The 23,310-nt window shown below is 40.4% G+C and carries 23 protein-coding genes, 3 tRNA genes and 1 pseudogene; 19 read left to right on the top strand and 8 right to left on the bottom strand.

The features are described from left to right. Nucleotides 1–16: 16 nt before the first annotated feature. The 5 genes from uvrC to MJX77_RS03770 all read left to right on the top strand — a co-directional run bounded on the left by uvrC (nt 17) and on the right by MJX77_RS03770 (nt 5,025). Nucleotides 17–1,816: an excinuclease ABC subunit UvrC gene (gene uvrC / locus MJX77_RS03795; RefSeq protein WP_005301786.1), complete on the top strand. Its 1,800-nt coding sequence runs from the start codon at nt 17–19 to the stop codon at nt 1,814–1,816. A gap of 120 nt (nt 1,817–1,936) precedes the next feature. Beyond that, nucleotides 1,937–2,731, top strand: a complete 795-nt coding sequence (locus MJX77_RS03790; RefSeq protein ID WP_252060581.1) for a thioesterase family protein — start codon at nt 1,937–1,939, stop codon at nt 2,729–2,731. A gap of 118 nt (nt 2,732–2,849) precedes the next feature. Continuing rightward, nucleotides 2,850–3,437, top strand: a complete 588-nt coding sequence (pgsA, locus tag MJX77_RS03785) for a CDP-diacylglycerol--glycerol-3-phosphate 3-phosphatidyltransferase (protein ID WP_004795051.1) — start codon at nt 2,850–2,852, stop codon at nt 3,435–3,437. A 125-nt stretch (nt 3,438–3,562) separates the two neighbouring features. Then, entirely contained in the window at nt 3,563–4,417 is an 855-nt protein-coding gene (locus MJX77_RS03775; protein ID WP_111855656.1) for a methylated-DNA--[protein]-cysteine S-methyltransferase, read from the top strand. Next, the gene (locus MJX77_RS03770) at nt 4,414–5,025 is read left to right on the top strand and encodes an alpha-ketoglutarate-dependent dioxygenase AlkB family protein (protein WP_004795047.1); all 612 of its coding nucleotides are present in this window, start codon (nt 4,414–4,416) and stop codon (nt 5,023–5,025) included. Before MJX77_RS03775 ends, MJX77_RS03770 begins: the two co-directional genes overlap by 4 nt. A 184-nt stretch (nt 5,026–5,209) precedes the next feature. Here the strand turns inward: MJX77_RS03770 and MJX77_RS03765 are convergent, their stop codons facing one another. Then, complete coding sequence (locus MJX77_RS03765; protein WP_004795045.1) at nt 5,210–5,983, bottom strand: IclR family transcriptional regulator; 774 nt, start codon at nt 5,981–5,983, stop codon at nt 5,210–5,212. Between the two features lie 367 nt (nt 5,984–6,350). On the opposite strand from MJX77_RS03765, the pseudogene MJX77_RS03760 reads away from it, so the two are divergent. The 4 genes and pseudogenes from MJX77_RS03760 to MJX77_RS03745 all read left to right on the top strand — a co-directional run bounded on the left by MJX77_RS03760 (nt 6,351) and on the right by MJX77_RS03745 (nt 9,812). Beyond that, nucleotides 6,351–6,482, top strand: a pseudogene (locus tag MJX77_RS03760) (hypothetical protein). Further along, nucleotides 6,473–8,572: an FUSC family protein gene (locus MJX77_RS03755; protein WP_005301795.1), complete on the top strand. Its 2,100-nt coding sequence runs from the start codon at nt 6,473–6,475 to the stop codon at nt 8,570–8,572. Before MJX77_RS03760 ends, MJX77_RS03755 begins: the two are co-directional and overlap by 10 nt. Beyond that, a complete protein-coding gene (locus tag MJX77_RS03750) occupies nt 8,565–8,771 on the top strand; it encodes a DUF1656 domain-containing protein (protein ID WP_004795042.1) in 207 nt (68 codons plus the stop codon). The genes MJX77_RS03755 and MJX77_RS03750 overlap by 8 nt, the downstream gene beginning before the upstream one ends. 39 nt (nt 8,772–8,810) lie before the next feature. Further along, complete coding sequence (locus tag MJX77_RS03745) at nt 8,811–9,812, top strand: HlyD family secretion protein (RefSeq protein ID WP_004795040.1); 1,002 nt, start codon at nt 8,811–8,813, stop codon at nt 9,810–9,812. 56 nt (nt 9,813–9,868) lie between these two features. Here MJX77_RS03745 and ruvX read toward each other — a convergent pair whose 3' ends face one another. The 3 genes from ruvX to recN form a co-directional block, all read right to left on the bottom strand. Beyond that, on the bottom strand, nt 9,869–10,309 hold the full coding sequence (gene ruvX / locus MJX77_RS03740; RefSeq protein WP_004795038.1) for a Holliday junction resolvase RuvX: 441 nt from the start codon (nt 10,307–10,309) through the stop codon (nt 9,869–9,871). Further along, nucleotides 10,309–10,863, bottom strand: a complete 555-nt coding sequence (locus tag MJX77_RS03735) for a YqgE/AlgH family protein (RefSeq protein WP_003654562.1) — start codon at nt 10,861–10,863, stop codon at nt 10,309–10,311. The genes ruvX and MJX77_RS03735 overlap by 1 nt, the downstream gene beginning before the upstream one ends. A 125-nt stretch (nt 10,864–10,988) precedes the next feature. Beyond that, the gene (gene recN / locus MJX77_RS03730; protein WP_252060580.1) at nt 10,989–12,656 is read right to left on the bottom strand and encodes a DNA repair protein RecN; all 1,668 of its coding nucleotides are present in this window, start codon (nt 12,654–12,656) and stop codon (nt 10,989–10,991) included. A 114-nt stretch (nt 12,657–12,770) separates the two neighbouring features. Here recN and MJX77_RS03725 point away from each other — a divergent pair, with 114 nt between their 5' ends. The 4 genes from MJX77_RS03725 to MJX77_RS03710 all read left to right on the top strand — a co-directional run bounded on the left by MJX77_RS03725 (nt 12,771) and on the right by MJX77_RS03710 (nt 16,286). After that, nucleotides 12,771–14,081 carry a tetratricopeptide repeat protein gene (locus tag MJX77_RS03725; protein WP_252060579.1) on the top strand — a complete coding sequence of 437 codons (1,311 nt, stop codon included), beginning with the start codon at nt 12,771–12,773 and terminating at the stop codon, nt 14,079–14,081. A 76-nt stretch (nt 14,082–14,157) separates the two neighbouring features. Then, on the top strand, nt 14,158–14,484 hold the full coding sequence (gene ppnP / locus MJX77_RS03720) for a pyrimidine/purine nucleoside phosphorylase (protein WP_004795031.1): 327 nt from the start codon (nt 14,158–14,160) through the stop codon (nt 14,482–14,484). Nucleotides 14,485–14,586: 102 nt separating this feature from the next. Further along, nucleotides 14,587–15,336 (top strand): 23S rRNA (guanosine(2251)-2'-O)-methyltransferase RlmB, encoded by a 750-nt coding sequence (gene rlmB, locus MJX77_RS03715; RefSeq protein ID WP_151826698.1) that lies wholly within the window; start codon nt 14,587–14,589, stop codon nt 15,334–15,336. Nucleotides 15,337–15,371: 35 nt separating this feature from the next. Continuing rightward, on the top strand, nt 15,372–16,286 hold the full coding sequence (locus MJX77_RS03710; protein ID WP_252060578.1) for a DMT family transporter: 915 nt from the start codon (nt 15,372–15,374) through the stop codon (nt 16,284–16,286). Here the strand turns inward: MJX77_RS03710 and coaE are convergent. Genes coaE through pilB form a run of 4 tightly spaced genes read right to left on the bottom strand, consistent with a single transcriptional unit; the run spans nt 16,283 to nt 20,707 of the window. Further along, nucleotides 16,283–16,879, bottom strand: a complete 597-nt coding sequence (coaE, locus tag MJX77_RS03705) for a dephospho-CoA kinase (RefSeq protein WP_151821432.1) — start codon at nt 16,877–16,879, stop codon at nt 16,283–16,285. The two genes, MJX77_RS03710 and coaE, sit on opposite strands and share 4 nt — an antisense overlap. A gap of 1 nt (nt 16,880) precedes the next feature. After that, a complete protein-coding gene (locus tag MJX77_RS19320) occupies nt 16,881–17,741 on the bottom strand; it encodes a prepilin peptidase (protein WP_286089233.1) in 861 nt (286 codons plus the stop codon). After that, complete coding sequence (locus MJX77_RS03690) at nt 17,741–18,967, bottom strand: type II secretion system F family protein (RefSeq protein WP_252060577.1); 1,227 nt, start codon at nt 18,965–18,967, stop codon at nt 17,741–17,743. The genes MJX77_RS19320 and MJX77_RS03690 overlap by 1 nt, the downstream gene beginning before the upstream one ends. 27 nt (nt 18,968–18,994) lie before the next feature. Further along, nucleotides 18,995–20,707, bottom strand: coding sequence for a type IV-A pilus assembly ATPase PilB (gene pilB / locus MJX77_RS03685; RefSeq protein ID WP_005301829.1), 1,713 nt, complete (start codon nt 20,705–20,707; stop codon nt 18,995–18,997). Nucleotides 20,708–20,998: 291 nt separating this feature from the next. Here pilB and tpiA point away from each other — a divergent pair, with 291 nt between their 5' ends. From tpiA to rimP, 6 genes are all read left to right on the top strand, one after another. Beyond that, nucleotides 20,999–21,793 (top strand): triose-phosphate isomerase, encoded by a 795-nt coding sequence (tpiA, locus tag MJX77_RS03680; RefSeq protein ID WP_005301831.1) that lies wholly within the window; start codon nt 20,999–21,001, stop codon nt 21,791–21,793. 12 nt (nt 21,794–21,805) lie between these two features. Next, on the top strand, nt 21,806–22,135 hold the full coding sequence (secG, locus tag MJX77_RS03675) for a preprotein translocase subunit SecG (protein ID WP_004795012.1): 330 nt from the start codon (nt 21,806–21,808) through the stop codon (nt 22,133–22,135). Between the two features lie 56 nt (nt 22,136–22,191). Beyond that, nucleotides 22,192–22,276: transfer RNA gene (locus MJX77_RS03670), tRNA-Leu, on the top strand. 38 nt (nt 22,277–22,314) lie between these two features. Further along, nucleotides 22,315–22,391, top strand: a tRNA-Met gene (locus MJX77_RS03665). Between the two features lie 88 nt (nt 22,392–22,479). Further along, nucleotides 22,480–22,556, top strand: a tRNA-Met gene (locus MJX77_RS03660). A 215-nt stretch (nt 22,557–22,771) separates the two neighbouring features. Further along, on the top strand, nt 22,772–23,299 hold the full coding sequence (rimP, locus tag MJX77_RS03655; RefSeq protein WP_004795010.1) for a ribosome maturation factor RimP: 528 nt from the start codon (nt 22,772–22,774) through the stop codon (nt 23,297–23,299). Nucleotides 23,300–23,310 lie beyond the last annotated feature (11 nt).

The following is a 23,310-nucleotide window of genomic DNA, read 5'->3' as shown; positions in this document are numbered from 1 at the left end:
GCCATGTCTGCCGATAGTGAATCAAAACGCTCGTCCCCATATTGAAAAAATTTTAGCCCACATGACCCAACTTCCAGGTGTTTATAAAATGCTAGGGAAAGAGGGCGAATTGTTATATGTCGGCAAAGCAAAAAACCTAAAGAATCGGGTATCGAGTTATTTTGTTAAAACCATTGAGCATCCTAAAACTCAGGCTTTAGTTGCCAGAATTTATGATATTGAAACGTTAGTCACTCGTTCAGAAACTGAAGCATTACTTCTCGAGCAAAACTTAATTAAGCAACATCGTCCGCCTTATAACATCATGCTGCGGGACGATAAGTCATATGTCTATATTTTTGTGTCGGCAGATAAGCCGTATCCTCGGCTTGCTAGTGGTCGCGGCAAAGGGAAGCACCAAATTGGTAAGTTCTTTGGACCTTATCCAAGTGCCTATAGTGCCCGTGATACTTTACTCGTTCTACAAAAGCTTTTTAATGTACGTCAGTGTGAAAATAGCTACTTTGCGCAGCGCAAGCGCCCGTGTTTGCAATATCAGATCAAACGTTGTTCTGCACCTTGTGTAGGGCTGATTTCACCCGAAGATTATAAAGAAGACATTAATAATAGTATTCGCTTTTTGCAAGGTGATACGAAAGAGCTGAATCAAGAGCTCATTGCCAAAATGGAACAAGCAGCAGCAGAACTTGAATTTGAAAAAGCTGTTTTTTACCGTGATCGACTATCTTTATTGCGTGAAGTTCAAGCACAACAAGCTGTGTTTAAAGTCAAAGGTGAGGCGGATATTCTAGCCATTGCATATCAGGCTGGTGTGACATGCGTACAGATTATGTATGTACGCAATGGACGAATGCTAGGTGGAAAAAGCTATTTCCCTGACATGCTTGGTGATGATCTTGGGCAAATGCTGAGTGACTTTATGGCAAACTTTTACTTTCAAGTTGCAGATGAAGTACCCAATGAACTGATTGTGAACATTGCATTGCCTGACCGTAAAGAATTAGAAGAAGCGTTGGCACAGCAGTTTGGCAAAAAGGTTCAGATTAAGAGTAATGTTCGAGAAACTCGTGCCGAGTGGCTAGAGTTAGCTGAAATGAATGTTCAACATGCCATTAAGGGGCAGTTGAGTAACCATTTAGAACTCAATGAACGTTTCCATCAGTTAGAGCAAGTGATTGGAAGACCCGTTGATCGCATCGAATGTTTTGATATTAGCCATACCATGGGCGAAGCTCCAATTGCGTCGTGTGTGGTGTTTGACCAAGGTGGTGCTCGTAAGCGTGACTATCGCCAATTTGCCATTCAAGACATTACCGCAGGCGATGACTATGCTGCTATGCGCCAAGCCTTAACACGCCGTTATAAAAAAGCCATATTGCCTGATCTGTTGTTGATTGATGGTGGTAAAGGTCAGCTTCACATGGCGATGGAAGTTATGCAAGAGCTTGGGCTCGATGCTTTTATGGTGGGGGTATCGAAAGGTGAAGGGCGTAAACCGGGCCTTGAGACCCTGCATTTTACAGATGGCACGAAAATCCAGTTGCCAGAGGACAATAAAGCATTGCACTTGATTCAACAGGTACGTGATGAAGCCCATCGCTTCGCAATTACTAAACACCGAGCTAAACGTGATAAACGCCGTAGCACTTCAGTTTTAGAAGCGATTCCAGGATTAGGTCCAAAGCGCCGTCGAGATTTATTAACTCATTTTGGTGGGATTCAAGGTGTTTTAAAAGCATCTGAAAAAGAGCTTACGCTTGTACCTGGTTTTGGTGAAATGATGGCTCGAACGATTTATAAAATTCTGCATGAATAAGCATCGTTTTAAAGACGGAGTGACAAAATAGCTCGCCAATTACTAAAGGATTGACCATTCACATTCCAAACAAAATGAGGAAAGATCGTCCCTAATAACACTTTTGTTTTAGGGAAAGGAATGTCTTTGCTGCAATTGTTTGAAGAAATAAAACAAAAGGAATGGATTGAAATACCTGAAGGGTGGTTGCAAGGACGAACAGTGTTTGGCGGTCTTGTTGCGGGATTGCTGATGCAAAAAGCGTGCGGCAATATTCAAGATCCAAATAAAAGATTATTGAGTTGTAGTGTTACTTTTGTGGGGCCTGTACAGCAGGGGCTTGCTCAATTGACTGTTGAAATTTTAAGGGAAGGGAAGTCGGTCACTACACTTGAAACCCGTTTATGGCAAGATGGCGCGGTACAAACCATTTTGGTTGCAAGCTTTGGTGTGCCTCGTGCGTCGAATATTGAAGTACGACAAGAACCTATGGTTCTAGTTTATGCACCACCCGAAGATTTACAACCGATTCCTTTTGCTAGACAAATGCCAGAATGCTATCAACATTTTGATGTATGCTGGGCAGAAGGTCATTATCCTGTTACAGGAAGTCAGTATGCTGACTTTGGAGGATGGTCAAGGTTCTCTCCAGAGAAGCATGAAAATCGTCAAATGACATTGCCAGATTTAATTGTTTTGATGGATATTTGGCCACCTGGTGTATTGCCGATGTTTAAACAAGTTGCTCCTGCAAGTTCTTTAACTTGGCACATTACCTATGTCCATCCATTTCCACATCAATTATGTGACTGGTTTAAATATAAAGTGGTGACTGAATATGCTGGTGAAGGTTATTCGACGGAATATGCCCATCTTTGGGACCAAAATGATCATTTAATTGCAATTTTACGGCAAACTGTTACGGTATTTACCTAAGCAGTCCACTTCCTCGATTCATATATTTCGTATAAAGTGGCTGTTACAGATAGATACAATATTGAAGAATGTATTTTTGTCTGTTACAAGATGCATGAAGACTAAATTGGCGGTGTTTATGACCACAGGGCGAATCCTGAATATCCCAAATATCCTAACGTTGGCGCGTATCGCGCTTATTCCTGTATTTTTGGTGATTGCGTATTGGCCGCCTGCAATGGGTATTGGTGAGCAAGCAGGAAATATGAGTCGTCATATTATCTTGACGGCTATTTTTGTGTTGGCTGCCATTACCGATTGGTTTGATGGCTATTTGGCACGAACTTTAAACCAGACTTCAGCATTTGGCCGTTTTTTAGATCCAGTTGCAGATAAGCTCATGGTGGCGGCAGCACTTATTGTTTTGGTGCAGTGGAATCCAACCATTTCAATGGCTTTTGCGGCAATTGTCATTATTTCACGGGAAATTACAGTTTCTGCTTTACGTGAGTGGATGGCAGAACTTGGTGCAAGAACGAGCGTAGCTGTATCAACAGTAGGTAAATATAAAACAGCTTTTCAGATGATTGCCATTAGTGTGTTCTTACTCAATTGGCAGCCTTTAGAAATGTTGGCTTATGCGTTGTTATATACAGCAGTCATTTTAACTTTATGGTCAATGTTTATTTACCTTAAAGCAGCTTGGCCATATTTAAAGCAACCTTAAGCTCAGATTGAATGATTAAGCCTTTCTATAATGAAAGGCTTTTTTATTTTCAAAAGTGCAAGAATCGGGTCGTCATGGGGCTTTAGCTACTTTAATGTAAGATATAAGTGCTAAGGAGGTGACACATGCAAATGCTTTCTTCTCGGCAATTTGCTGTAATTGCCAATGTAATTGAATATTTATATGAACATTTAGATCAGCAACCGAGTCTGGACGATGTTGCGAGCCATATGAACTTAAGTTCAGGTTATATCCAACGTCAGTTTCAGGAATGGGTAGGTATTAGCCCGAAAAAATTTGTCCAATATATGAGTTTGCAGCAGGCTAAATATTATTTGCTACAAAAGCGAAGCTTATTAGAAACTGCTTTAAACACTGGTTTGTCGGGTACTGGTCGTTTGCACGATCTGTTTATTCAGCTCGAAGGGATGACACCTGGTGAGTATAAACAGCAAGGCGAAGGTGTGATTCTTAATTATTCGGTTGAGACCAGTCCATTTGGTGAGCTGTTGGTGGTAAGTAGTGAAAAAGGCATATGTTCTATACGGTTTATCGAAACTCACGACAATATTGAAGATTTAATTAAACAGTATTTTCCAAAAGCCCAATTGAAAAATCAGTCACCGATTTGGCATCAACAAGTTGCAGAGTGGTTCGAACAAGATTTTTCAGAACACTTACAGCAGAAACTTCCTCTTAATTTGGCTGGAACTCCATTCCAGTTGCAAGTCTGGGAAGCTTTACTGACCATTCCAGAAGGTCAATTACGAACCTATCAAGATATTGCTGAGCAAATTGGCAAACCTAAAGCAGTTCGAGCCGTTGCCACCGCAATTGGACAAAATCCGATTGCATATTTGATTCCCTGTCATCGAGTGATCCGCGCAACAGGAATGGTGGGAGAATATCATTGGCAAAAGGGGCGTAAATTGGCATTGTTAGCTTGGGAGATGTCAAAGCAACATGGAGAGACCGTATGACCTTGGATTTATTTTCTCCAGAGCCTTGTGAGAATTTATTACCCTACGATGGTGAAGTTCAGGACTATGGTTGTATTTTAAGCCCTGAAGAAGCTGAACAATATTTTCACTATCTTTACCAGCACCTCGCATGGAAACATGACGAGGCTAAGTTGTATGGCAAGCACTTTATTACAGCTCGAAAAGTTGCATGGTATGGAGATGATTACTATCAATATAAATATTCAGGTGTCGCACGTGATTCTTTGCCATGGGACAAAGCACTCGCCAAACTAAAACAACAGGTAGAGCAAATACTTTCAGAGAAATTTAATTCTTGCTTAGCAAATCTCTATGAAGATGGAACTCAAGGTATGGCTTGGCACAGTGATTCGGATGTATCTTTGGCAAAAACCACAACAATCGCTTCTTTAAGCTTTGGTGCTACCCGAAAATTTTCTTTTAGACATATTCAAAGTAAAGAGAAAGTTGAATTGTGGCTCCAACCAGGTCAACTCATTGTGATGCGTGGTGAGACTCAACAGTATTGGCAACACCGTTTAAATCGTTCAACAAAAATTTTACAACCACGTATTAATCTTACTTTTCGGCAATTTCAGTTCTTATAAAAATTGGGCAAGAAAAAAGCCCATGATGGCAACATGAGCTTATTCCTCTGAGGGGGATGCTTCTATTGATGAGCTGCTGATGAAAAGAATCACCAATAGGAGCTAAAATCATAATATGAGAATATTGTGAGATATTCAATATTTTAAAGTGTAAGAAAAGGTTAAATTATCATAAGGTGGGGTTTTAGATTTCACCTTTTTCAGATAGCTCCATAAAACGTTGCTCAATAAGTGCTGCATTTTCTTGTAAAATTTCGATGAGCTTTTCAACATTTAAAAAATCAAAACGATTTTTAGAGGCAACTAAAGTTAAAGCTAAAGGCACTTCTTTGTTTGAAAAACGTACTGGAACGGCAAGGCCAGAAACATTTGGGTCAATCTCACCTTGTGAGAAATAGAAGCCTTGTTTTTTAATTTTACGCATACGCTGAATAAAGCTAGGTTCATCTTCAGCAAAACCTGATTGTTTTAATTCTTGCTGATAACGATGATAGTAATCTTGCATCCGTTGTTTACTTAAATGCGAAACCATCGTTTTTGGAGATGACCCAACGTAAATCGGTCTTGGGCAGCCTCGACCATACGAGAGTAGTTCAGTGTCTTTAAATATTTCATGATGAATGTCGATGCAATAGTCATCATTTAAATAAGTGAGCAAGCAGCACAGTTCGGTGCGCTCTACAATATTTCGCATAAACGGTGTGCTGATTTGAACTAATGGGTCTGTTGTGCGAGATATATAGTCAAGAACTGCAATTTTTGAGCCTAAGGTATAATCGCCAGATGTCCCATTAATGCGTTTTAATAGATCAGTAGACACTAGTTCTTTGAGGTAACGGTAACTGGTTGGTTTAGACAAGCCAAGTTCTTCGCAAATAATATCGACATTAATGACTGGACGCGAAACTGAAAATAGGTCCAGTACGGTTAAAATTTTGCCAAAACTTGAAATTGCCATAGTGTCTTGTTCGTATCCTTTAACAATGAGTCATCTTTGAGTTTTTATAACAGAAAAAAAGAGAATTTGTCTCAATTCTAAAATAAATGCCTGATTTGAGTATTTTACTCTGACAAAGAGAAAACTTCTCTTGGCTAATACATCATATACGATAATTAAAAAACATATCAAATTATCAAATAGAGATATTTTAGTTGACTAAATTGCTTTATTTTGAAAAAATTGCCAAACAAAATATCTAATCGAGAAATTAGTCGGTTCTAGGCGAATTTCTTGATACCTCTTCTTTCCAAAGTTTGGCCGTTTAAATAGCGCCCAAATTGAAATCATCTGGGCCAATCAGGCAGGATGTGGAAAAATCATTGTATTGAAGGATGCTCCTCATCTCATTTGCTTTTAGGCAAATGGCAAAGTTTTGTTGTCTCTAGAAAGACAATTGAACATTGAAGGGCATGCTCATCAGTTCAAATCTGTATTTGAGATGAGTTCATGTTATTAAAGCAAATACTGGCGTTTCGCCCGAGTAGGCTTGATCTGATCTTTGCAATAAAAACATTTATTGCTGGAATGTTGGCGTTATTTGTTTCATTTGAATTAGATCTGATTAACCCGATGTGGTCGATTGGTACAGTCCTGATTATTGCCAATCCTTATTCAGGAATGGTGTCCTCTAAGTGTGTCTATCGTGTTATAGGAACGATGGGTGGGGCAGTAGTTGCCTTAACGCTAACGCCACATCTCATTAATACACCTTGGTTGTTTACCGTGGTGTTGTCGTTGTGGGTGGGTTTTGCACTTTATGTGTCTTTACTTGACCGGACTCCACGCAGTTATGCTTTTATGCTGGCGGGTTACTCGACAGCCATGATTGTCTTTAATGCGATTACGTATATTGATCAATACAATATTTTTGATATTGCTTTAGCTCGGGTCATTGAGATTTCGATTGGGGTGATTTCAAGTGCTGTGGTTTCTGCCACGATTCTTCCAATGCACATTGGTTCTGCGATTAAGCAGCGCGTGATCAAAACGCTTAAAGATACAGAAAATCTGTTTGCTAATTTATTAACTGCTGATCCTCAGCAGAACAATACTCAACTTTTAGCCACTATTACCCGTGATACCACAGATATTCATGCTTTGGCAGTACATTTGAGTTATGAGAAGGGTGAATTGCATGGCATGACCAAGCCTTTGCAGGAAATGCTTCATCAAATCTCAATGGTCGTTGCTAATCTGGTCGCTTTATCTGAACGTATTAAGCAGCTTCAAGAACTTCGGTTTATCGAAACTCATTCAGAAAAACTGCAACAGCTCTCAGCACATGTTGTTCATTTTCTGGAGCAAAAAGATTTAATTATTGATGAAAATATTTTGCAGTTACCAGATGAGTTTGAAAGTGATTTCTTGAGTTTGATGGAATCGGCTTCGACACATCAGCAAGTTTTGGTCGCAGCTATGAAAATGGATGTACGCCATTTCATTAGCAATGTTTTAGCGGTTAAAGTCTTGTGGCAAAGAATTCAGCAAGGCAATAAAGAAATCCCTGACAACATTACGCCAATGACCACCAAATATCCAAGTTTACACCGTGACCATGGTGTGGCTATTCGAGGTGGCATTAGTGCAGTTCTTATTACATTTATTGTGACTGGGGTCTGGATTATTTCGGGATGGAAAGCTGGATTTATGATGGCGCAAATGGGCGCAGTAACAGCCTGTATTTTAACGGCCTTAGATAATCCCGTTCCGGTTTTACGCATTTTTATCTGGGGCAGTATTGCTTCAGCAGTTTTAGTCTTTGTTTATGCATTTGGTATTTTCCCTCATGTCACCACATTCTGGGAACTTGGACTGGTTCTATTGCCGATGTTCCTGTTTGCTGTGTCTATGATGGCCAATCAAATGCTTATGCCAGTAGGTATGGTGTTGGGTATTAATACCATGATGGGCCTAAATCTACACAATGCTTATAGCATGGATGCGGTGTCTTATCTTGATGGTTCTTTTGCCATGATTTTAGGTGTCTTAGTGTCTTTAGTTGTTATCGACGTTGTTCGTGCAATGTCTCCAGACACGAGTGCCAGCCGTATTCTGGCCTTGCATTATCGTGCAATGAGACAAGCGATCTATTTGCCTTATGGTCTTGATTTTAAAGTTCACCTACGCAGTATGCTGGACCGAATTGGAATTCTTAACAGTAAAGTAGTGCAATCTAATGAGATTAAAACCTCAATTCATCAAGCATTGATTGAGTCGAGCAGTATTGTCGATTTAAGTAGATTACAAGAACTGGCAAATCAGTCTCCGCAAAATTCAGAACTGGCTCATCACATCGGAAATTTGCAACAAAATCTAGATGAATTGTTTAGAGCCAAAGAAAATGATGTAGATAATACGGTGGCTTTGGTTGAGCAAATCCATCACGGTTTATTTGAATTAAAACAGCTTGCTTCAAATATTGAAGATATGACGATGCGACAAAGATTACTCATTTCACTTAACAATATTGCTTATAGCATGTGTCATGTTTCATCAGATCAAATGAATGAGAACAGTACCTTGAGAGGAGCGACAGCAAATGGGTGAGTTTAATGTTTATGGTATTTACGTGCCTTCTTTGCTCGTTCAAGCCCTCTTGGCATATATATGTTTTCGTGGGTTAAGTCCTTTGACCAACAAGTGGATTGCACAAGGCTGGATTGCATTACCTAGTATTTTCAATTTGTGCTTTTACCTTTTATTGCTTTTGGTAATACATCAAATTTTTGTTGGGGTGGGTGCATAGAGATGATTGCGAAATTAAAGATTGAGTTAGGTGAGTGAAATGAATCAGGTGGATTTGAAAAAGGTCATCCGTCCAGTAATTTTGATTGTCGCATTAATGGTGGCGGTCTATACCATTGTGCATTTGTGGAACTACTATAATGCAGCGCCGTGGACACGCGATGGTCGAGTGCGTGGTGATGTTATTCAAGTATCTTCGGATGTCGCTGGCCTTGTCACAGAAGTATTGGTTCAAGATAACCAGACTGTAAAAAAAGGTCAGGTGCTCTTTAAAATTGATGTTTCTCGTCGAGCTTTAGATGTAGAGCAGGCCAAATCGGATTTAGCAAAAGCAAACGCTGCCTTTGCTCAAGCGCAGGCGGGTTTGGCACAAGCAAAAGCGAACTTGATTAAATCGGCCAGTAATATCAAATTGGCCGAGAAAAATGCTGGTCGTTACTCGAACCTAATGGATGGCGCTATCTCTAAACAAGAACAAGACCAGGTGTTTGCCACACGTGATCAATCCCTTGCAGAGCATGAGCAACTCCAAGCAGCAATTCAGCAGGCGGAAGCAACTGTTAAGCAACAACAGGCCCTCATTGAGGTTGCAACGAGCAATTTGCATTTGGCCGAGCTTAATATGCATCGTGCTGCGGTAATTGCTCCAGCTGATGGTACGTTATCTAACTTTGATATGCGCCCAGGTAACTATGTTCAAGTTGGACAGGCTGTTGCAGCATTGCTTGATCGTAAACAGCTCTATGTGGTGGGTTACTTTGAAGAGACTAAGTTAAATCGTATTCATGTAGGCGATCAGGCTACTGTGCAATTAATGGGTGATAACCAGAAAATTAAAGGTCATGTACAAGGTATTGCATCGGGTATTGAAGATCGTGAGCGTTCAAGCAGTTCTAAGCTTCTTGCTAATGTAAATCCAACTTTTAGTTGGGTTCGTTTAGCACAGCGTGTGCCTGTGAAGATTGTATTAGATGAAACACCGAAGAATGAACTTGCTTTTGTTTCTGGACGAACTGCGACTGTGCATATCGTTGAAAAATAAAATCGAAGTGATTTAATTAAAAAAAGCATGTAGTTTTAATTACATGCTTTTTTGTTTTATGGCGTTAATCCAACTGGATTTCGATACCAACTCTGAATGAGTAGTGCAGCAGCAAAACTATCAGCCGAGAGCTTTTTTGCTCGACCTTGTTCTTGGTAAAAACCTAGCTCTTCTCTCGCTTCACGTGTAGTTAAGCGCTCATCTACCATCAACGTTTCTATGTTGGTTTGATGACGTAAACGTCTCGCAAATTTGCGGGCACGTGTAGAGAGTTCAGACTCGCTATCATCCATATTTAATGGCAGGCCAACCAAAAATAAATTCGGTTGCCATTCTTTCACAATTTTTAAGAGTTGATCCCAATTTGGGATGCCATCTTTCATAACAAATAGAGGGAGAGGGTTGGCACTTTCAATTGAAGACTGGCCAATCGCCATTCCCATTTTTTGAGTACCAAAGTCAAAAGCCATAATCGATTTTGATTGTGTTTCGGTCATTAAGCGTGTCCGATTTCAGATGCTAACCATGCACGATCTACACCAATTTTTTTATAAGCTGCATCCCAACGGTCGTCATAAGGCAGGTTAAAAATCAGATCCATATCGGCATCACAAATGAGCCAGTCACCACGCGTGATTTCGTCTTCTAACTGATTTTTGCTCCAGCTCGCATAGCCTAAAGCGATTTGATATCGACCTACGCCTTCATTATGGGCAATCGCGTCTAGAATATCTTTACTGGTGGTAATACAAACATTTTCACCTACAGCAATAGATGAATGCCATGTTGGTTGTCCAGTATGAAGAACAAATCCAGCTTCAGGACGTAATGGCCCACCTTGTAAAACCGCATGTGGATTTACATTGTCTGCTTCAATGTCGAGATCATTGAGTAATTCTTTAATTTGAATACCAGAAGGACGATTAATAATAATGCCTTGAGCACCTTCTTCATCATGACGGGCAAGATAAATTACAGTGTTTGCGAAAAAGTCATCTGCCATTTCTGGCGGGGCAATCAGACAACGGTGAGTCAGATATTGTTTGGTCACCTAAGCGGTTCTCCCTCAAAAAATGTCACTAGAGGGCCTCTCGACCCTTTTATCTATATAGGTTCTTTTTATCAACATACAAGAGTTAATCGGATTTCGCCAATCTTTTTCTCTCATTTTCTTTATTAATTTGAAGAAGCCTGAAATTTAAGTTGGCGTAATTGTTTAGCATGCTGCAAGGTTGTTTCATTAATTTCCACACCCCCTGACATGCGAGCTAACTCAAAAATGATTTGATTTTCATCAAGTTCTACAATTGTACTGCTGGCTGGGTCAGTTTGTTGTTTTTTCACTAATAAATGCTGATCAGACTGTGCAGCAACTTGTGCTTGGTGAGTAATACATAATAGTTGAACATGTTGTGCCAAGTCAGCAAGTAAACGTCCTACAACTTCTGCGGTACCACCACTAATCCCGACATCAATCTCATCAAACACCAAAACTTCAGATTCAGTTTTTTCTGCATTCATGACTTGCATTACGAGGGCAATACGAGAAAGCTCACCACCTGAGGCCACTCGTGCCAATGGCTGTGGAGGAATACCTTTATTGGCAGTAAATAAAAGTTGAATAAAGCTTAAACCCTCTGCACCTGGCTGCTCTAATGGTTCGAACTTAAACTCGAAGTGTGCCTCTGGTAGCGCTAAAGGTTTCACTTGTTCAGTTAATTGTTTCGCAAGAGGCGCGGCAGCTTCACGACGAATATTGTCTAAATGCTGAGCTTTTTCTAAAAACTCCTCATGCGATTTTTCAACTTGTTCTGCCAATGTTTCTGGGTCTTCAAGTTGATGCAATTGCTCAAGCTCACTCTGCCAAGTTTCGTATTCTTCTTTAAGTGTTTCCGGTTGAGTACGGTATTTACGTGCCAGACGATGGAAAACTTCCAATTTGGAATTTAGTTCTTCCATCCGTTCAGGATCAAAACTTTGACGATCTATAAATTGACGCAAGTTTGCCGTTGCATCGTCTATTTCACTTTGAGCATTCAGTAAAGAATTATAGATCTCAGAAAGTTGTTCGCTGCGCCCCGCATGGGACTCTAATCTGCGAATAATCGAAGATATTTCTTGGGTAATGTTCTGCTCAGCCTCATCTAAGACATTTAAGCTAAAGCTACAGTCTTGCATGATATGTTCATGATGACTAAGTCGATCAAACTCTTGCTCAATTTCTTTATAGTCGGTTTGAATGACTTCTTCGAGTTCTTCAATTTGGTGCTCTAAAGTACCAATCCGTTGTAGACGGGTTGCTTGTGCATCTAAGGCTGCTTGGTGCAAACGAATGGTACGTTGCCATGAGCTATAGGTTTCACGGACATCATTCGCTTCAACGTAAAAATTGTTATAACGATCTAGCCAATGCTTTGGATAAGGCGGTTCAAGCAGCTGCTGCTGGCTGTGTTGACTATAGAGTTGAACCAGCAAACGCCCTAATTCTTTAAGTTCAGATAGACTGCTCGGGCGTCCATTAACCCATGCCTTACTACGGCCAGTTGCAAAAATAACACGACGTAAATGAATTTCCCCAGAATCATCATCTAGCTCGTGGTCTTGGAGCCATTTTGCTTCAGGACTATTATTCTGATAGGTAAAAACCGCGGTAATATCCGCTTTGTCCGAACCATAACGGACATAATTTGTATCTGTACGTTCCCCGAGGCAGGCAGAGAGTGCATCCAGTAATAATGATTTTCCGGCACCTGTTTCGCCTGTTAGAACATTAAATCCTTGTTCTATATCAATAGCCAAATGATCAGCTAATGCAAAATTAATTAAAGTTAAATGTGTGAGCATAAACGCATCCAACGCGCCAAATTATGGGTTAAAGATAGAGAAGTTTTGAATTTGCTACAAGTGATCTATTATTCTAACTGAAATTATAGAACAGCAAGATTGCGGATATTTACAATGAAAAAAACATTCAGCTTACCGAAACCACCCATAGGGATGGTCAATCGTCATAAAAAAAACAATCCTGCGGAAATGAATAAAATTTTAAATAAACATTTTAATGCATTTAAACAAGCAGCTGCACAAGGTGATTATGCCAAAGCTTATCAACATGTTAAACAAGCTGTTAGCTTAGTCCCTAAGCATCCGGGAGCTTTATCTGACTTGGCTTATACCGAATTACGCTTAGGCCGTTATAACGAAGCCTATCAACATTATTTACAAGCGATTCAGGCCAGTGGAACTAACGTAAATACAAACTTATATGATGGACTCACAGAGGTTTGTCATCATTTAAATAAAAAAGAAGAAACAATCAAATTTGGACGCTTAGCAATTACAACAAAAAAAGAGCTAGCCAAGAGCGAACCTATTTTATCGATTCCAGATCATGCACCACCAACATTTAGTGCAAACCCTGAAGAAAATATTATTGCCTTCTCATTATTTGGGGCAAATCCTCGCTATTGTGAAACCTCTATTTTAAATACTCAGCTAGCCAAACAGATTTATCCAGAATGGACGTGTCGATTTTATGTCGATGATAGTGTGCCAGTACTGGTACAACAGCGGTTAAAAGAAAAGGGTGTGCAAGTCATTCAAGTTACAGATTCTCAAAAACAACTATCTGGCCTGTTTTGGCGCTTTTTTGTGATGGATGATCCTACAATTAAACGCTTTCTAATACGTGATGCTGACTCTATTGTGTCGCACCGCGAAAAGGCGGCTGTAGATGCATGGCTCAAGAGTGATAAATGGTTTCATTTAATGCGCGATAATTATTCTCATACTGAGTTAATTTTGGCTGGAATGTGGGGCGGGTGTACAGGGATTTTTCATAATATTGAAGCACATATCAGGGATTATGTTGCCACTGGACGTTATCTGGATAATCGGGTGATGGATCAACATTATTTGCGTTATTGTATTTGGCCGACTTTAAAGCAGAGTGTGCTTATACACGATAGCCAGCAATTCGATTCAGATGCTATCGATTTTCCAGCTTATGATCTGGCGTTAATGCAAAACGACAGTGAAAATTTTCATGTAGGAATGAATGACGGTTCACCGGTAATTGCTACAGCAGTTGTCCATCCAACGGCGCAAAAAGTGTGTTGGATACTCCTAGATGAAAATCAGGTCGAAGTTTGCAGATACGATGCAATTGTGTCGAATAGTCGAAATATTGAGATTAACTTACCTTATGCTTTTGCCAAAAAAATTCAGGCACAGCAGTGGAAATTACAAGTCTATCCGTATGAAAACTGATTGATTAGTTATTTAGGCACAATTAAACTACATTCATCATAATTTATATAAATACGGCATTATCTGGAGAATCTGCATGAGTTCAACCCAATTTGATCATGTAACGGTCATCAAAAAATCAAACGTTTATTTTGGTGGAGCATGTATCAGCCATACCGTGCAATTTGAAGATGGAACTAAAAAAACATTAGGTGTTATTTTGCCGACTGAGCAAGCTTTAACTTTTGAAACGCATGTTCCTGAGCGTATGGAAATTATTTCAGGCGAATGTCGCGTAACAATTGCGGACAGCACTGAAAGTGAATTGTTCCGTGCAGGCCAATCATTTTATGTACCGGGCAACAGTCTTTTTAAAATCGAAACTGACGAAGTACTCGATTATGTATGCCATTTAGAAGGCTAAGAAATTCCTGGTCAAATCGGGTACACTATGCCCAAAGAAATCCTGTGAAGTTGGCTTTGCAGGATTTTTATTTTTTTGCTCAAACGTTGTTAGAGGTCATGCATGGCAAAACAGGAATATTATTATGGCGTTCATTCAGTGGAGTCATTGTTAGAACTTGAGCCGGAGCGTGTGCTAACCCTGTTTACTTTAAAAGGACGGGATGATCAGCGTTTGCAAAAGATTTTGCAATTGGCAGAGCCTTTTGGAATCAGTGTACAAAAAGCAAGCCGCGATAGCCTTGAGAAACTTGCAGGTTTACCATTTCATCAAGGTGTAGTTGCCGCAGTACGTCCACATCCTGTCTTGAATGAGCAAGATCTTGATCAAGTTTTAAGAGAAACTCCAGATGCCTTGTTGTTGGCATTGGATCAGGTGACAGACCCGCATAACTTAGGGGCCTGCATTCGTACCGCCGCTGCGATGGGCGTGCAAGCTGTTATTGTGCCTCGTGATCGTTCTGCAAGTTTAACGCCAACTGCTCGTAAGGTTGCAGCGGGTGGAGCCGAGAAAGTTAAATTTATTCAAGTCACAAATTTAGCTCGTACATTGGCTCATCTTAAAGAAACAACTCATGTCCGCGTAATTGGTACTATGCTTGATGAAAGTGCATTGCCACTTCAAAAGTGTGATTTCTCTGGCGCAGTTGTAATTGTAATGGGAGCTGAAGACACTGGTTTGCGTCCTATTACACAGGCGCAGTGTGATCATAAAGTTTATATTCCGATGTCAGGAAATCTACAAAGTCTAAATGTCAGCGTAGCGACAGGTATGGCACTTTATGAGGCTTGCCGTCAGCGTTCTGAGGTATAATCTCGCTGCCTTTCTAGTTTTTAAGTCATCTTGATATGTCTCCCCGTAAGCAAGGTTATTTCTTTGTATTGGTGACCATGTGCATTTGGGGCGGGTTTACGCTTTTTGCCCGTTTAAATGCACAGTGGCATATCAGTGCTTGGGACATTGCCGCACTGCGTTTCGCTATAGCCTTCCTAATTTTAATGCCCATTTTAATCTATAAAAAAGATCTCACTTTTTTATGGAGTAAGCATGCTGTTATTTTGGCCTTGATTGGCGGGGTCATTTATTGTCTCACCGTCTATACCGCTTTTCTCTATGCTCCCGCTGCGCATGCTGCAATTTTCTTAAATGGTTGTATCCCAATTTGTACTGCTTTTGCAGCATACATTTTATTTAGGCAACCGTTTGATAAGCATACATGGGTGAGTCTGGTAATTATGATTACTGCCTTGGCTCTCATGAGTGTTGTGATGTTGCAAGGTAATGCTTCTGCTTTTGGCGTGGGTGATTTGCTTCTTTTTATTAGTGCGATTTGGTGGGGGATTTTCACTGTATTACTTAAACAGTGGAAACTTTCTGCATGGCACTCTATGGCAAGTGTTGCGATTTGGTCTGCAATTATTTACTTACCCATCTATGCTCTATTTTTACCAAAGCATTTCATGGAAGTCAGTCCTGTCCATTTAGCGATACAGGGCATTTTCCATGGTGTGTTTGTGGTTATTATTGCAACTCTGACTTATGTAGCCGCGATTCAGCGACTTGGCGCTTTTAAAACAGGAAGTATTGTAACTTTGGCGCCGTTTATTGCTGCTATTTTAGCTGTACCTTTACTCGGTGAAGCATTAAGCCCATCTATTGTTGTGGGCTTGGTCGGAATGGGAATCGGCGCCTTACAACCTTGGCGATGGTTCCGACCAGATAGCTTGGCACAACAAATTAAGCAGCAAAATAATCTAAATTAGTTTGCACGCTTCAAATAGCTTTGATGTAACGGCTCTAATTGCTGATGTAAATGTTCGAGTAATCCATCATTAAAGACAATATCATTGGCAAGTTCGCGTTTACGTTCGCGTGGCATTTGCGCTGCAATAATTTTCTGAATTTGTTCTTGGTTTTGCCCATCACGTTGGCTTGCACGCTGAATTTGAGTTTGTTCACTCGCATCAACTAATAAGGTGTGGTTCACCAATTCATGCTGGTTGGTTTCAAACAGTAGTGGTGAAACTAAAATCACATAAGAACTTTTTGGGTTTTGCAACTGCTGAATAATAGATTGGCGAATAGCTGGATGCGTAATTTTTTCGAGTGTTTGTCTTGCTTCAGGATTTTGAAAAATATATTCGCGTAGGGCACGACGATCGAGATTACCATCGGATTGAAGCACCCAGTCTCCAAAAGTTTGTTGGATTTTTTGCAGGGCAGGTTGGCCTTTCTCAACCACTTCGCGAGCAACGATGTCGGCATCGACGACTTGTATTCCTTGGGATTCAAACCATTGTGTTGCAGCAGATTTTCCACTGCCAATACCACCTGTGACTCCCAGAATAAAAGCCATCTTAACCTCCCAAATAGATTTTCATAATCTGGTCACCCCATAGAAAGGCAACCCAACCTGCAATGGCAATGTAGGGCCCAAATGCAAAGGGCTGATTGTCATTGCGTAATTTTAATAAAATGATGCCAATAATTGCACCTAGTAAAGATGACAATAGCACAATTAATGGCAGCATCAATGGTCCCATCCACGCGCCTAATGCGGCAAGCAACTTAAAGTCACCGTAGCCCATGCCTTCTTTGCCTGTAATCACTTTAAATAAGTAATACACAATCCAAAGACATAAAAAACCAATCAAGTAACCCCAAATGGCTGAGTTAGGCGAGGTGTAAATATTAAAGGTGTTAATGCCTAGACCAAGCGCAGCCAAAGGTAGGGTAAAACGGTCGGGTAGCAGCTGAGTATCAAAGTCTATAAAGGTGAGGGCAATCAGGACCCAAGTCAGGACTAGGCCGAAAAGCATTTGTACGGTTGGACCAAACACCAGGACCACAACCAGTGAACATACCATTGTTAATATTTCAACCGCTGGATAACGAATGCTGATCAGATGCTGGCAATGACCACATTTACCTTTTAAAACCAACCAACTGATGACTGGGATATTTTGATACCAACGGATGGGCTGATGGCATTCTGGACATGATGAAGCAGGCTTGCTTAAAGTCAGTTTTTCATGATCAATGATTGGTTGTTCAGGATCGAGTAGCATTTGACATTCTTGCTGCCAATCTTGTTCCATCATTTTTGGGGTGCGATAAATCACCACATTCAGAAAGCTACCAATACACAGGCTCAATAATGCAACTGCAATATAAAGTGCAGTTAAGTTTTGAATAAAATAAGCAATAATTTCTTGCATTATACAACTGAGCCCATTTGGAAAATTGGAAGATACATAGCAATCACCAGACCGCCTACAAGTACCCCTAAAATTGCCATAATTAAAGGTTCCATCATTGAAGTTAAGCCATCAACGGCATTATCAACTTCATTTTCATAGTACGTTGCAACTTTATCGAGCATACTGTCTAGTGCACCAGATTCTTCACCAATTGCGACCATTTGTATAGCCATAGATGGAAAACGATTTGAAACGCGCATCGCAAATTGGAGTTGTTGTCCTGTTGCAACATCTTCACGAATTTTCATGACGGCTTGTTCGTAAATGACATTGTTAGTTGCACCAGCCGTTGATTCAAGCGCATCGATGAGAGGAACACCAGCTGCAAAAGTTGTTGCTAAAGTACGGCTGTAACGGGCAATAATCGCCTTATAAACCAGATCACCAAAGATAGGTAGTTTCAGGGCAAGTTTGTCTAAACCATCACGGAATTTTTTACTGCGCTTTTTAGCTTCCAGAAATGCGGCAATGATTGCACCGATCACAATAATCAGAATGAACCAGTATTCCTGCATCCATTTCGACATATTTACGACCATTTGTGTAAAAGCAGGTAGATCTGCGCCAAAGGAAGAAAACAGATCTTGGAATACGGGAACTACTTTAACCATCAAAATAATGGTAACAACCACAGCAACCACAATAACCGTTGCTGGATATTTCATAGCTTTCTTAATTTTCTGCTTAAGCAATTCACTTTTTTCTTTGTAAATTGCCACACGGTCCAGCATGGTTTCAAGCGCGCCAGACTGTTCGCCAGACTCTACAAGAGAGCAAAACAGTTTATCGAAGTGCTGAGGATACTTTCTTAGAGCTGACGCAAAAGTACTACCACCTTCAACTTCACCTTTAATACCGAGTACCACCTCGCGCATAGCTGGGTTTTCTAGACCTTCTGCCACAATTTCAAAACCTTGTACCAGTGGGACACCAGCTTTCATCATAGTTGCAAGTTGTCGCGTGAAAATCGTGATATCGAGCGTTGATACTTTTTTCTTAAATAAACCTTCAAGAATATTTTTACGCTTTTCCCGAATATTACGAACAGTTACACCTTGCTTGCGTAGGGTGACTTTGGCTAAAGCCATATTTTTAGCCGGAAGTTCCCCCTTAATTTTTACGCCTTTACGGTCAACCCCATCATAAGCAAAAGTCGGCATCAATTGTGCCTTTTTGACAGTCATGACATTATCCTTATTTTAAATTGTCTTTTATTCACTGGTTACGCGATTGACTTCTTGTAAAGAAGTAACACCTTGCATAACTTTCTTTAAACCTGAGCGACGTAGATTATTAAACCCCAGTTTTTCAGAAGCAGCAGCGATTTCTAAAGCATTGCCATCTTCCATAATAATCTTGGAAATCTCAGGTGTGACTTTCATTACTTCATAAATACCAACTCGACCTTTGTAACCCTCACGACATTCTGGACAACCGACTGGTTGAAAAACTTGAAAATCGGGATGTGTCAGATCTTGTTCAGTAAAACCCATTTCCAATAGGCTTTGTTTAGGGATGTCAGTAGGTACTTTACATTGAGAACATAGTCGACGTGCCAAACGCTGAGCAATGACCAGATTGACCGATGTCGCAATATTGAAAGACGGAACCCCCATATTGCGTAGACGAGTCAATGTTTCAGGAGCACTGTTGGTATGTAGCGTGGACATCACCATATGACCTGTCTGAGCTGCTTTAATCGCGATTTCAGCTGTTTCTAAATCACGAATCTCGCCGACCATAATAATGTCAGGGTCCTGACGTAAAAATGACTTAAGTGCAGCTGAAAAAGTCAGACCTACCTTAGGGTTCACGTTAACCTGATTAATGCCTTCAAGGTTAATTTCGACTGGATCTTCGGCAGTAGAAATATTAGAACTTTCAGTATTTAAGATATTGAGGCCTGTATATAAAGATACTGTTTTACCAGAACCTGTCGGACCTGTGATTAAAAGCATACCTTGTGGCTTATCTAATGCTTCCATAAAGAGCGCTTTTTGCTCTTCTTCATATCCTAGAGCATCAATTCCCAGCATAGCACTCGATGGATCGAGAATACGTAGAACTAGCTTTTCACCAAATAAGGTCGGAAGAGAGTTCACACGAAAATCAATTGCTTTAGATTTTGATAGCTTGAGCTTGATACGACCATCTTGAGGGACACGCTTTTCAGAAATGTCCATTTGAGACATCACTTTTAAGCGTGAAGCCAAACGATTAGCCAGTTGCAGAGGTGGATTTGCAATTTGACGCAAAACGCCATCGACCCGATAACGGACCCGATACGATTTTTCATAAGGTTCGAAATGTAAATCAGAAGCCCCCATACGAATCGCATCAATCAATAACTTGTTAATATATTTAACAATAGGTGCTTCATCGCCTTGTGGAGTATCCTCATCCTCTTCTGGAGCAGTTGAGGTATCAAGATCTACATCTAGATCAAACTCTTCATCACTAAACTCGAAATTACTTTCTTCAGTAAATTGCTGTACCAGAATTTTCTCGAGTTTATGGTGCTCGACAATAACCGGCTCAACCATAAGCTTGCTGTTGAAGCGAATAGCATCAATAGCATCAATATTGCTGGGATTACTGGTTGCAACATATAAAATCTGTCCTCTTTGTACGAGAGGCAAGATCCGATGTTTTAAAATCAGTTTCTGATCGACCAAATCTTTAGGAATCTGGCTAGTATCGTAAACGTCCAGATCAAAATATGGTTCAGCAAATTCAATAGAAATTGTTTCAGCTAATAAAGAAGGGGAGAGATTAACCTCTTCAATCAGGTACGCAACAGTATCCTGTTTAGCTCTTTTTGCTGCATCTAGTGCTGCTTGCATGGTCGCTGCCGACACATGTTTTTCTTCAACTAATCGTCGAAAAAACCCCGAAAATTTTGGAGATGTATGTATGACTGACATCTGCCTACCTGTGCTCATATGTTTATAATTGGTATATAAAAAATTATACTTTTGTTATCTAAAATTACTACCTGAGAAAATGATGCTCTCGTCTTGATCCATATATTAAAGCTTGAACCAGTCGAAGTTTTTATTCATTAATTTTTAAAAGGTGGAGCTTTAGTCTTAATAAAGTTTTATGACTGTTTTCAAATAGTAGAAAAGATATGAGCAAAGCCGTTAAAGAAAAGTATCTGAAATTTGTAGAAATGCGTGTAGAATGTGCTGCATTTTTGATGAAAGGTGAGCCGTATGTCGGGTTCGACGATTACGCCTTGGGTAGTTGGCAACTGGAAAATGAACCCAATGCGTGCCAATGCCAAACAACTTATAGAAGAATTTAAACAACTATTGCAACAAAACGAAATTGCAGATGAAAGCTGCCATGTCGGAGTTGCTCCGGTTTCTATTGCACTTGCAATGGTACAAACACAATTGCAAGATGCTGCAAAAACAGTATATACAGTTGCACAAGATGTATCACGTGTAGCAGGTACAGGTGCCTATACTGGTGAAGTCAGTGCAGAATTATTAAAAGATAGCCAAATTAATTTTGTATTGGTGGGTCACTCTGAACGCCGTGATTTGTTAGGTGATAACGTTGAAATTTTGAAGGCAAAACTCCAAAATTCTTTAAATGCAGGCTTAACTGTCATTTATTGTGTGGGTGAAAGTCTCGAACAACGTGAACAAGATTTGGCAGAGCAGGTTGTATTGCAACAAATTTGTGATATAGCTCCTGTAGTGACTGCAGAGCAATGGCAAAAGCAAATTGTAATTGCTTATGAGCCAATCTGGGCAATTGGTACAGGTAAAACTGCTTCACCACAAGATGCACAGGCAATGCATGCTAAAATCCGTGAAGGTTTAAGTCAGATTACTTCTGCGGGTCCAGACATTGCGATTTTATATGGCGGTAGTGTAAAAGCTGAGAATGCAGTCGAGTTGGCAGCATGTCCAGATATTAATGGCGCGTTGGTTGGAGGTGCTTCGTTAAATGCAGCATCTTTTTACCAAATCGTACATGCCTTTGCACAAAGTAAATAACGAGGATAGGGTATGCACTCTTTTGTACTGATCGTACATATTATTTTAGCGGTACTGATGATTGGCTTGATTCTAGTCCAACACGGTAAAGGTGCGGATGCTGGTGCTTCTTTCGGTGGCGGCGGAGCAGCAACTGTATTTGGCGCATCGGGTTCAGCTAATTTCCTTACTCGCCTTACTGCTATTTTAACGGCACTGTTTTTTGTGACGAGTTTAACCTTGGCTGTTTTTGCGAAAAAACAGACTACTGAGGCATATAGTTTGAAATCTGTACAAACAACAGCACCAATTCAAACAACATCGCCTGAAACTTCACCAAATGCACCAAAAACGGGTCAATAATTCGAAATAGGGCTTTCCTTTTATAATTGGAAGGACTAGAATGCGTCCCACAAGCTGCGGTGGTGGTGGAATTGGTAGACACGCTACCTTGAGGTGGTAGTGCCTTCGGGCGTGGGGGTTCAAGTCCCCCCTTCCGCACCAACTTTGAACCAGAAAGTTGAGTGCAAGCAGTTTTTTGATGCGGGATGGAGCAGTCTGGTAGCTCGTCGGGCTCATAACCCGAAGGTCGTTGGTTCAAATCCAGCTCCCGCTACCAAATTGATTAAGGTGCAACTTAATCAAACAGTATCTAGAAAGTTTACATTGACTTTATTTGATATTTGTATATAATTTTTGCACGTTGATGCGGGATGGAGCAGTCTGGTAGCTCGTCGGGCTCATAACCCGAAGGTCGTTGGTTCAAATCCAGCTCCCGCTACCAAGTTTCTTAAAAGAGGCTCACAGACAAGTGGGCCTTTTTGCACAGTGGACTATTGTTTTCTGTGCTACATAGGGGCGATTAACGCCCTTTTTTATTGGTTATCGTATCGCTATCGTGTAGTTTCGACATCAATTGGTCAAATAGTCATGCTTCACTATAGTAGGTCTGTGTCGGTTAAAACAACCGATTGAATCGCACGAGAATGACGAGAGTAAATGAAATTATCAAATAAATCCCAAGCATTGCATGACTTAATTGTTCCTGCAGTACAAGCATGTGGTGTCGACCTTTGGGGAATCGAGTTTCTCCCACAAGGTAAACGTTCATTATTGCGTATTTATATCGACAAAGCGGTAAGTGAAGAAGATGCTGAGCCAGTACTTAATGAAGATGGTGAAGTAGAACTAGGCCGTGGTATTGGTGTACAAGATTGTGTGCGTGTAACACAACAAGTTGGCGCAATGCTGGATGTTCATGATCCAATTTCAGGTGAGTATTCATTAGAAGTTTCTTCACCAGGTTGGGATCGTCCATTTTTTCAACTAGAACAGTTACAAGGCTACATCGGACAACAAATTGCTTTGCGTTTGATTGCAGCAGTAGAAAACCGTCGTAAATTTCAAGCAAAGCTTATTGCAGTAGACCTTGAAAATGAAGAAATTCAGGTTGAAGTTGATGGGAAGCACGTGCTTGAGATCGACAGCAACAATATCGATAAAGCAAACTTGATCTATCAAGATTAAATTTATTAAAT

The sequence above is a fragment of the Acinetobacter sp. AHP123 genome, assembly GCF_023757925.1.
GTDB lineage: Bacteria > Pseudomonadota > Gammaproteobacteria > Pseudomonadales > Moraxellaceae > Acinetobacter > Acinetobacter oleivorans.
Note: the sequence above shows the minus strand (reverse complement) of the source record. Positions and strands in the feature narration are given on the sequence as shown.

Coding starts and splice junctions, on each gene's coding strand:
- MJX77_RS03745 (WP_004795040.1), top strand. CDS start 8,811: ATGAATCAGGTGGATTTGAAAAAGGTCATCCGTCCAGTAATTTTGATT.
- MJX77_RS03790 (WP_252060581.1), top strand. CDS start 1,937: ATGTCTTTGCTGCAATTGTTTGAAGAAATAAAACAAAAGGAATGGATT.
- ruvX (WP_004795038.1), bottom strand. CDS start 10,309: ATGACCGAAACACAATCAAAATCGATTATGGCTTTTGACTTTGGTACT.
- pilB (WP_005301829.1), bottom strand. CDS start 20,707: ATGTCAGTCATACATACATCTCCAAAATTTTCGGGGTTTTTTCGACGA.
- MJX77_RS03775 (WP_111855656.1), top strand. CDS start 3,563: ATGCAAATGCTTTCTTCTCGGCAATTTGCTGTAATTGCCAATGTAATT.
- rlmB (WP_151826698.1), top strand. CDS start 14,587: ATGGCAAAACAGGAATATTATTATGGCGTTCATTCAGTGGAGTCATTG.
- ppnP (WP_004795031.1), top strand. CDS start 14,158: ATGAGTTCAACCCAATTTGATCATGTAACGGTCATCAAAAAATCAAAC.
- MJX77_RS03710 (WP_252060578.1), top strand. CDS start 15,372: ATGTCTCCCCGTAAGCAAGGTTATTTCTTTGTATTGGTGACCATGTGC.
- secG (WP_004795012.1), top strand. CDS start 21,806: ATGCACTCTTTTGTACTGATCGTACATATTATTTTAGCGGTACTGATG.
- MJX77_RS03690 (WP_252060577.1), bottom strand. CDS start 18,967: ATGACTGTCAAAAAGGCACAATTGATGCCGACTTTTGCTTATGATGGG.
- MJX77_RS03770 (WP_004795047.1), top strand. CDS start 4,414: ATGACCTTGGATTTATTTTCTCCAGAGCCTTGTGAGAATTTATTACCC.
- MJX77_RS03755 (WP_005301795.1), top strand. CDS start 6,473: ATGTTATTAAAGCAAATACTGGCGTTTCGCCCGAGTAGGCTTGATCTG.
- rimP (WP_004795010.1), top strand. CDS start 22,772: ATGAAATTATCAAATAAATCCCAAGCATTGCATGACTTAATTGTTCCT.
- tpiA (WP_005301831.1), top strand. CDS start 20,999: ATGTCGGGTTCGACGATTACGCCTTGGGTAGTTGGCAACTGGAAAATG.
- recN (WP_252060580.1), bottom strand. CDS start 12,656: ATGCTCACACATTTAACTTTAATTAATTTTGCATTAGCTGATCATTTG.
- MJX77_RS19320 (WP_286089233.1), bottom strand. CDS start 17,741: ATGCAAGAAATTATTGCTTATTTTATTCAAAACTTAACTGCACTTTAT.
- coaE (WP_151821432.1), bottom strand. CDS start 16,879: ATGGCTTTTATTCTGGGAGTCACAGGTGGTATTGGCAGTGGAAAATCT.
- MJX77_RS03765 (WP_004795045.1), bottom strand. CDS start 5,983: ATGGCAATTTCAAGTTTTGGCAAAATTTTAACCGTACTGGACCTATTT.
- pgsA (WP_004795051.1), top strand. CDS start 2,850: ATGACCACAGGGCGAATCCTGAATATCCCAAATATCCTAACGTTGGCG.
- MJX77_RS03750 (WP_004795042.1), top strand. CDS start 8,565: ATGGGTGAGTTTAATGTTTATGGTATTTACGTGCCTTCTTTGCTCGTT.
- MJX77_RS03725 (WP_252060579.1), top strand. CDS start 12,771: ATGAAAAAAACATTCAGCTTACCGAAACCACCCATAGGGATGGTCAAT.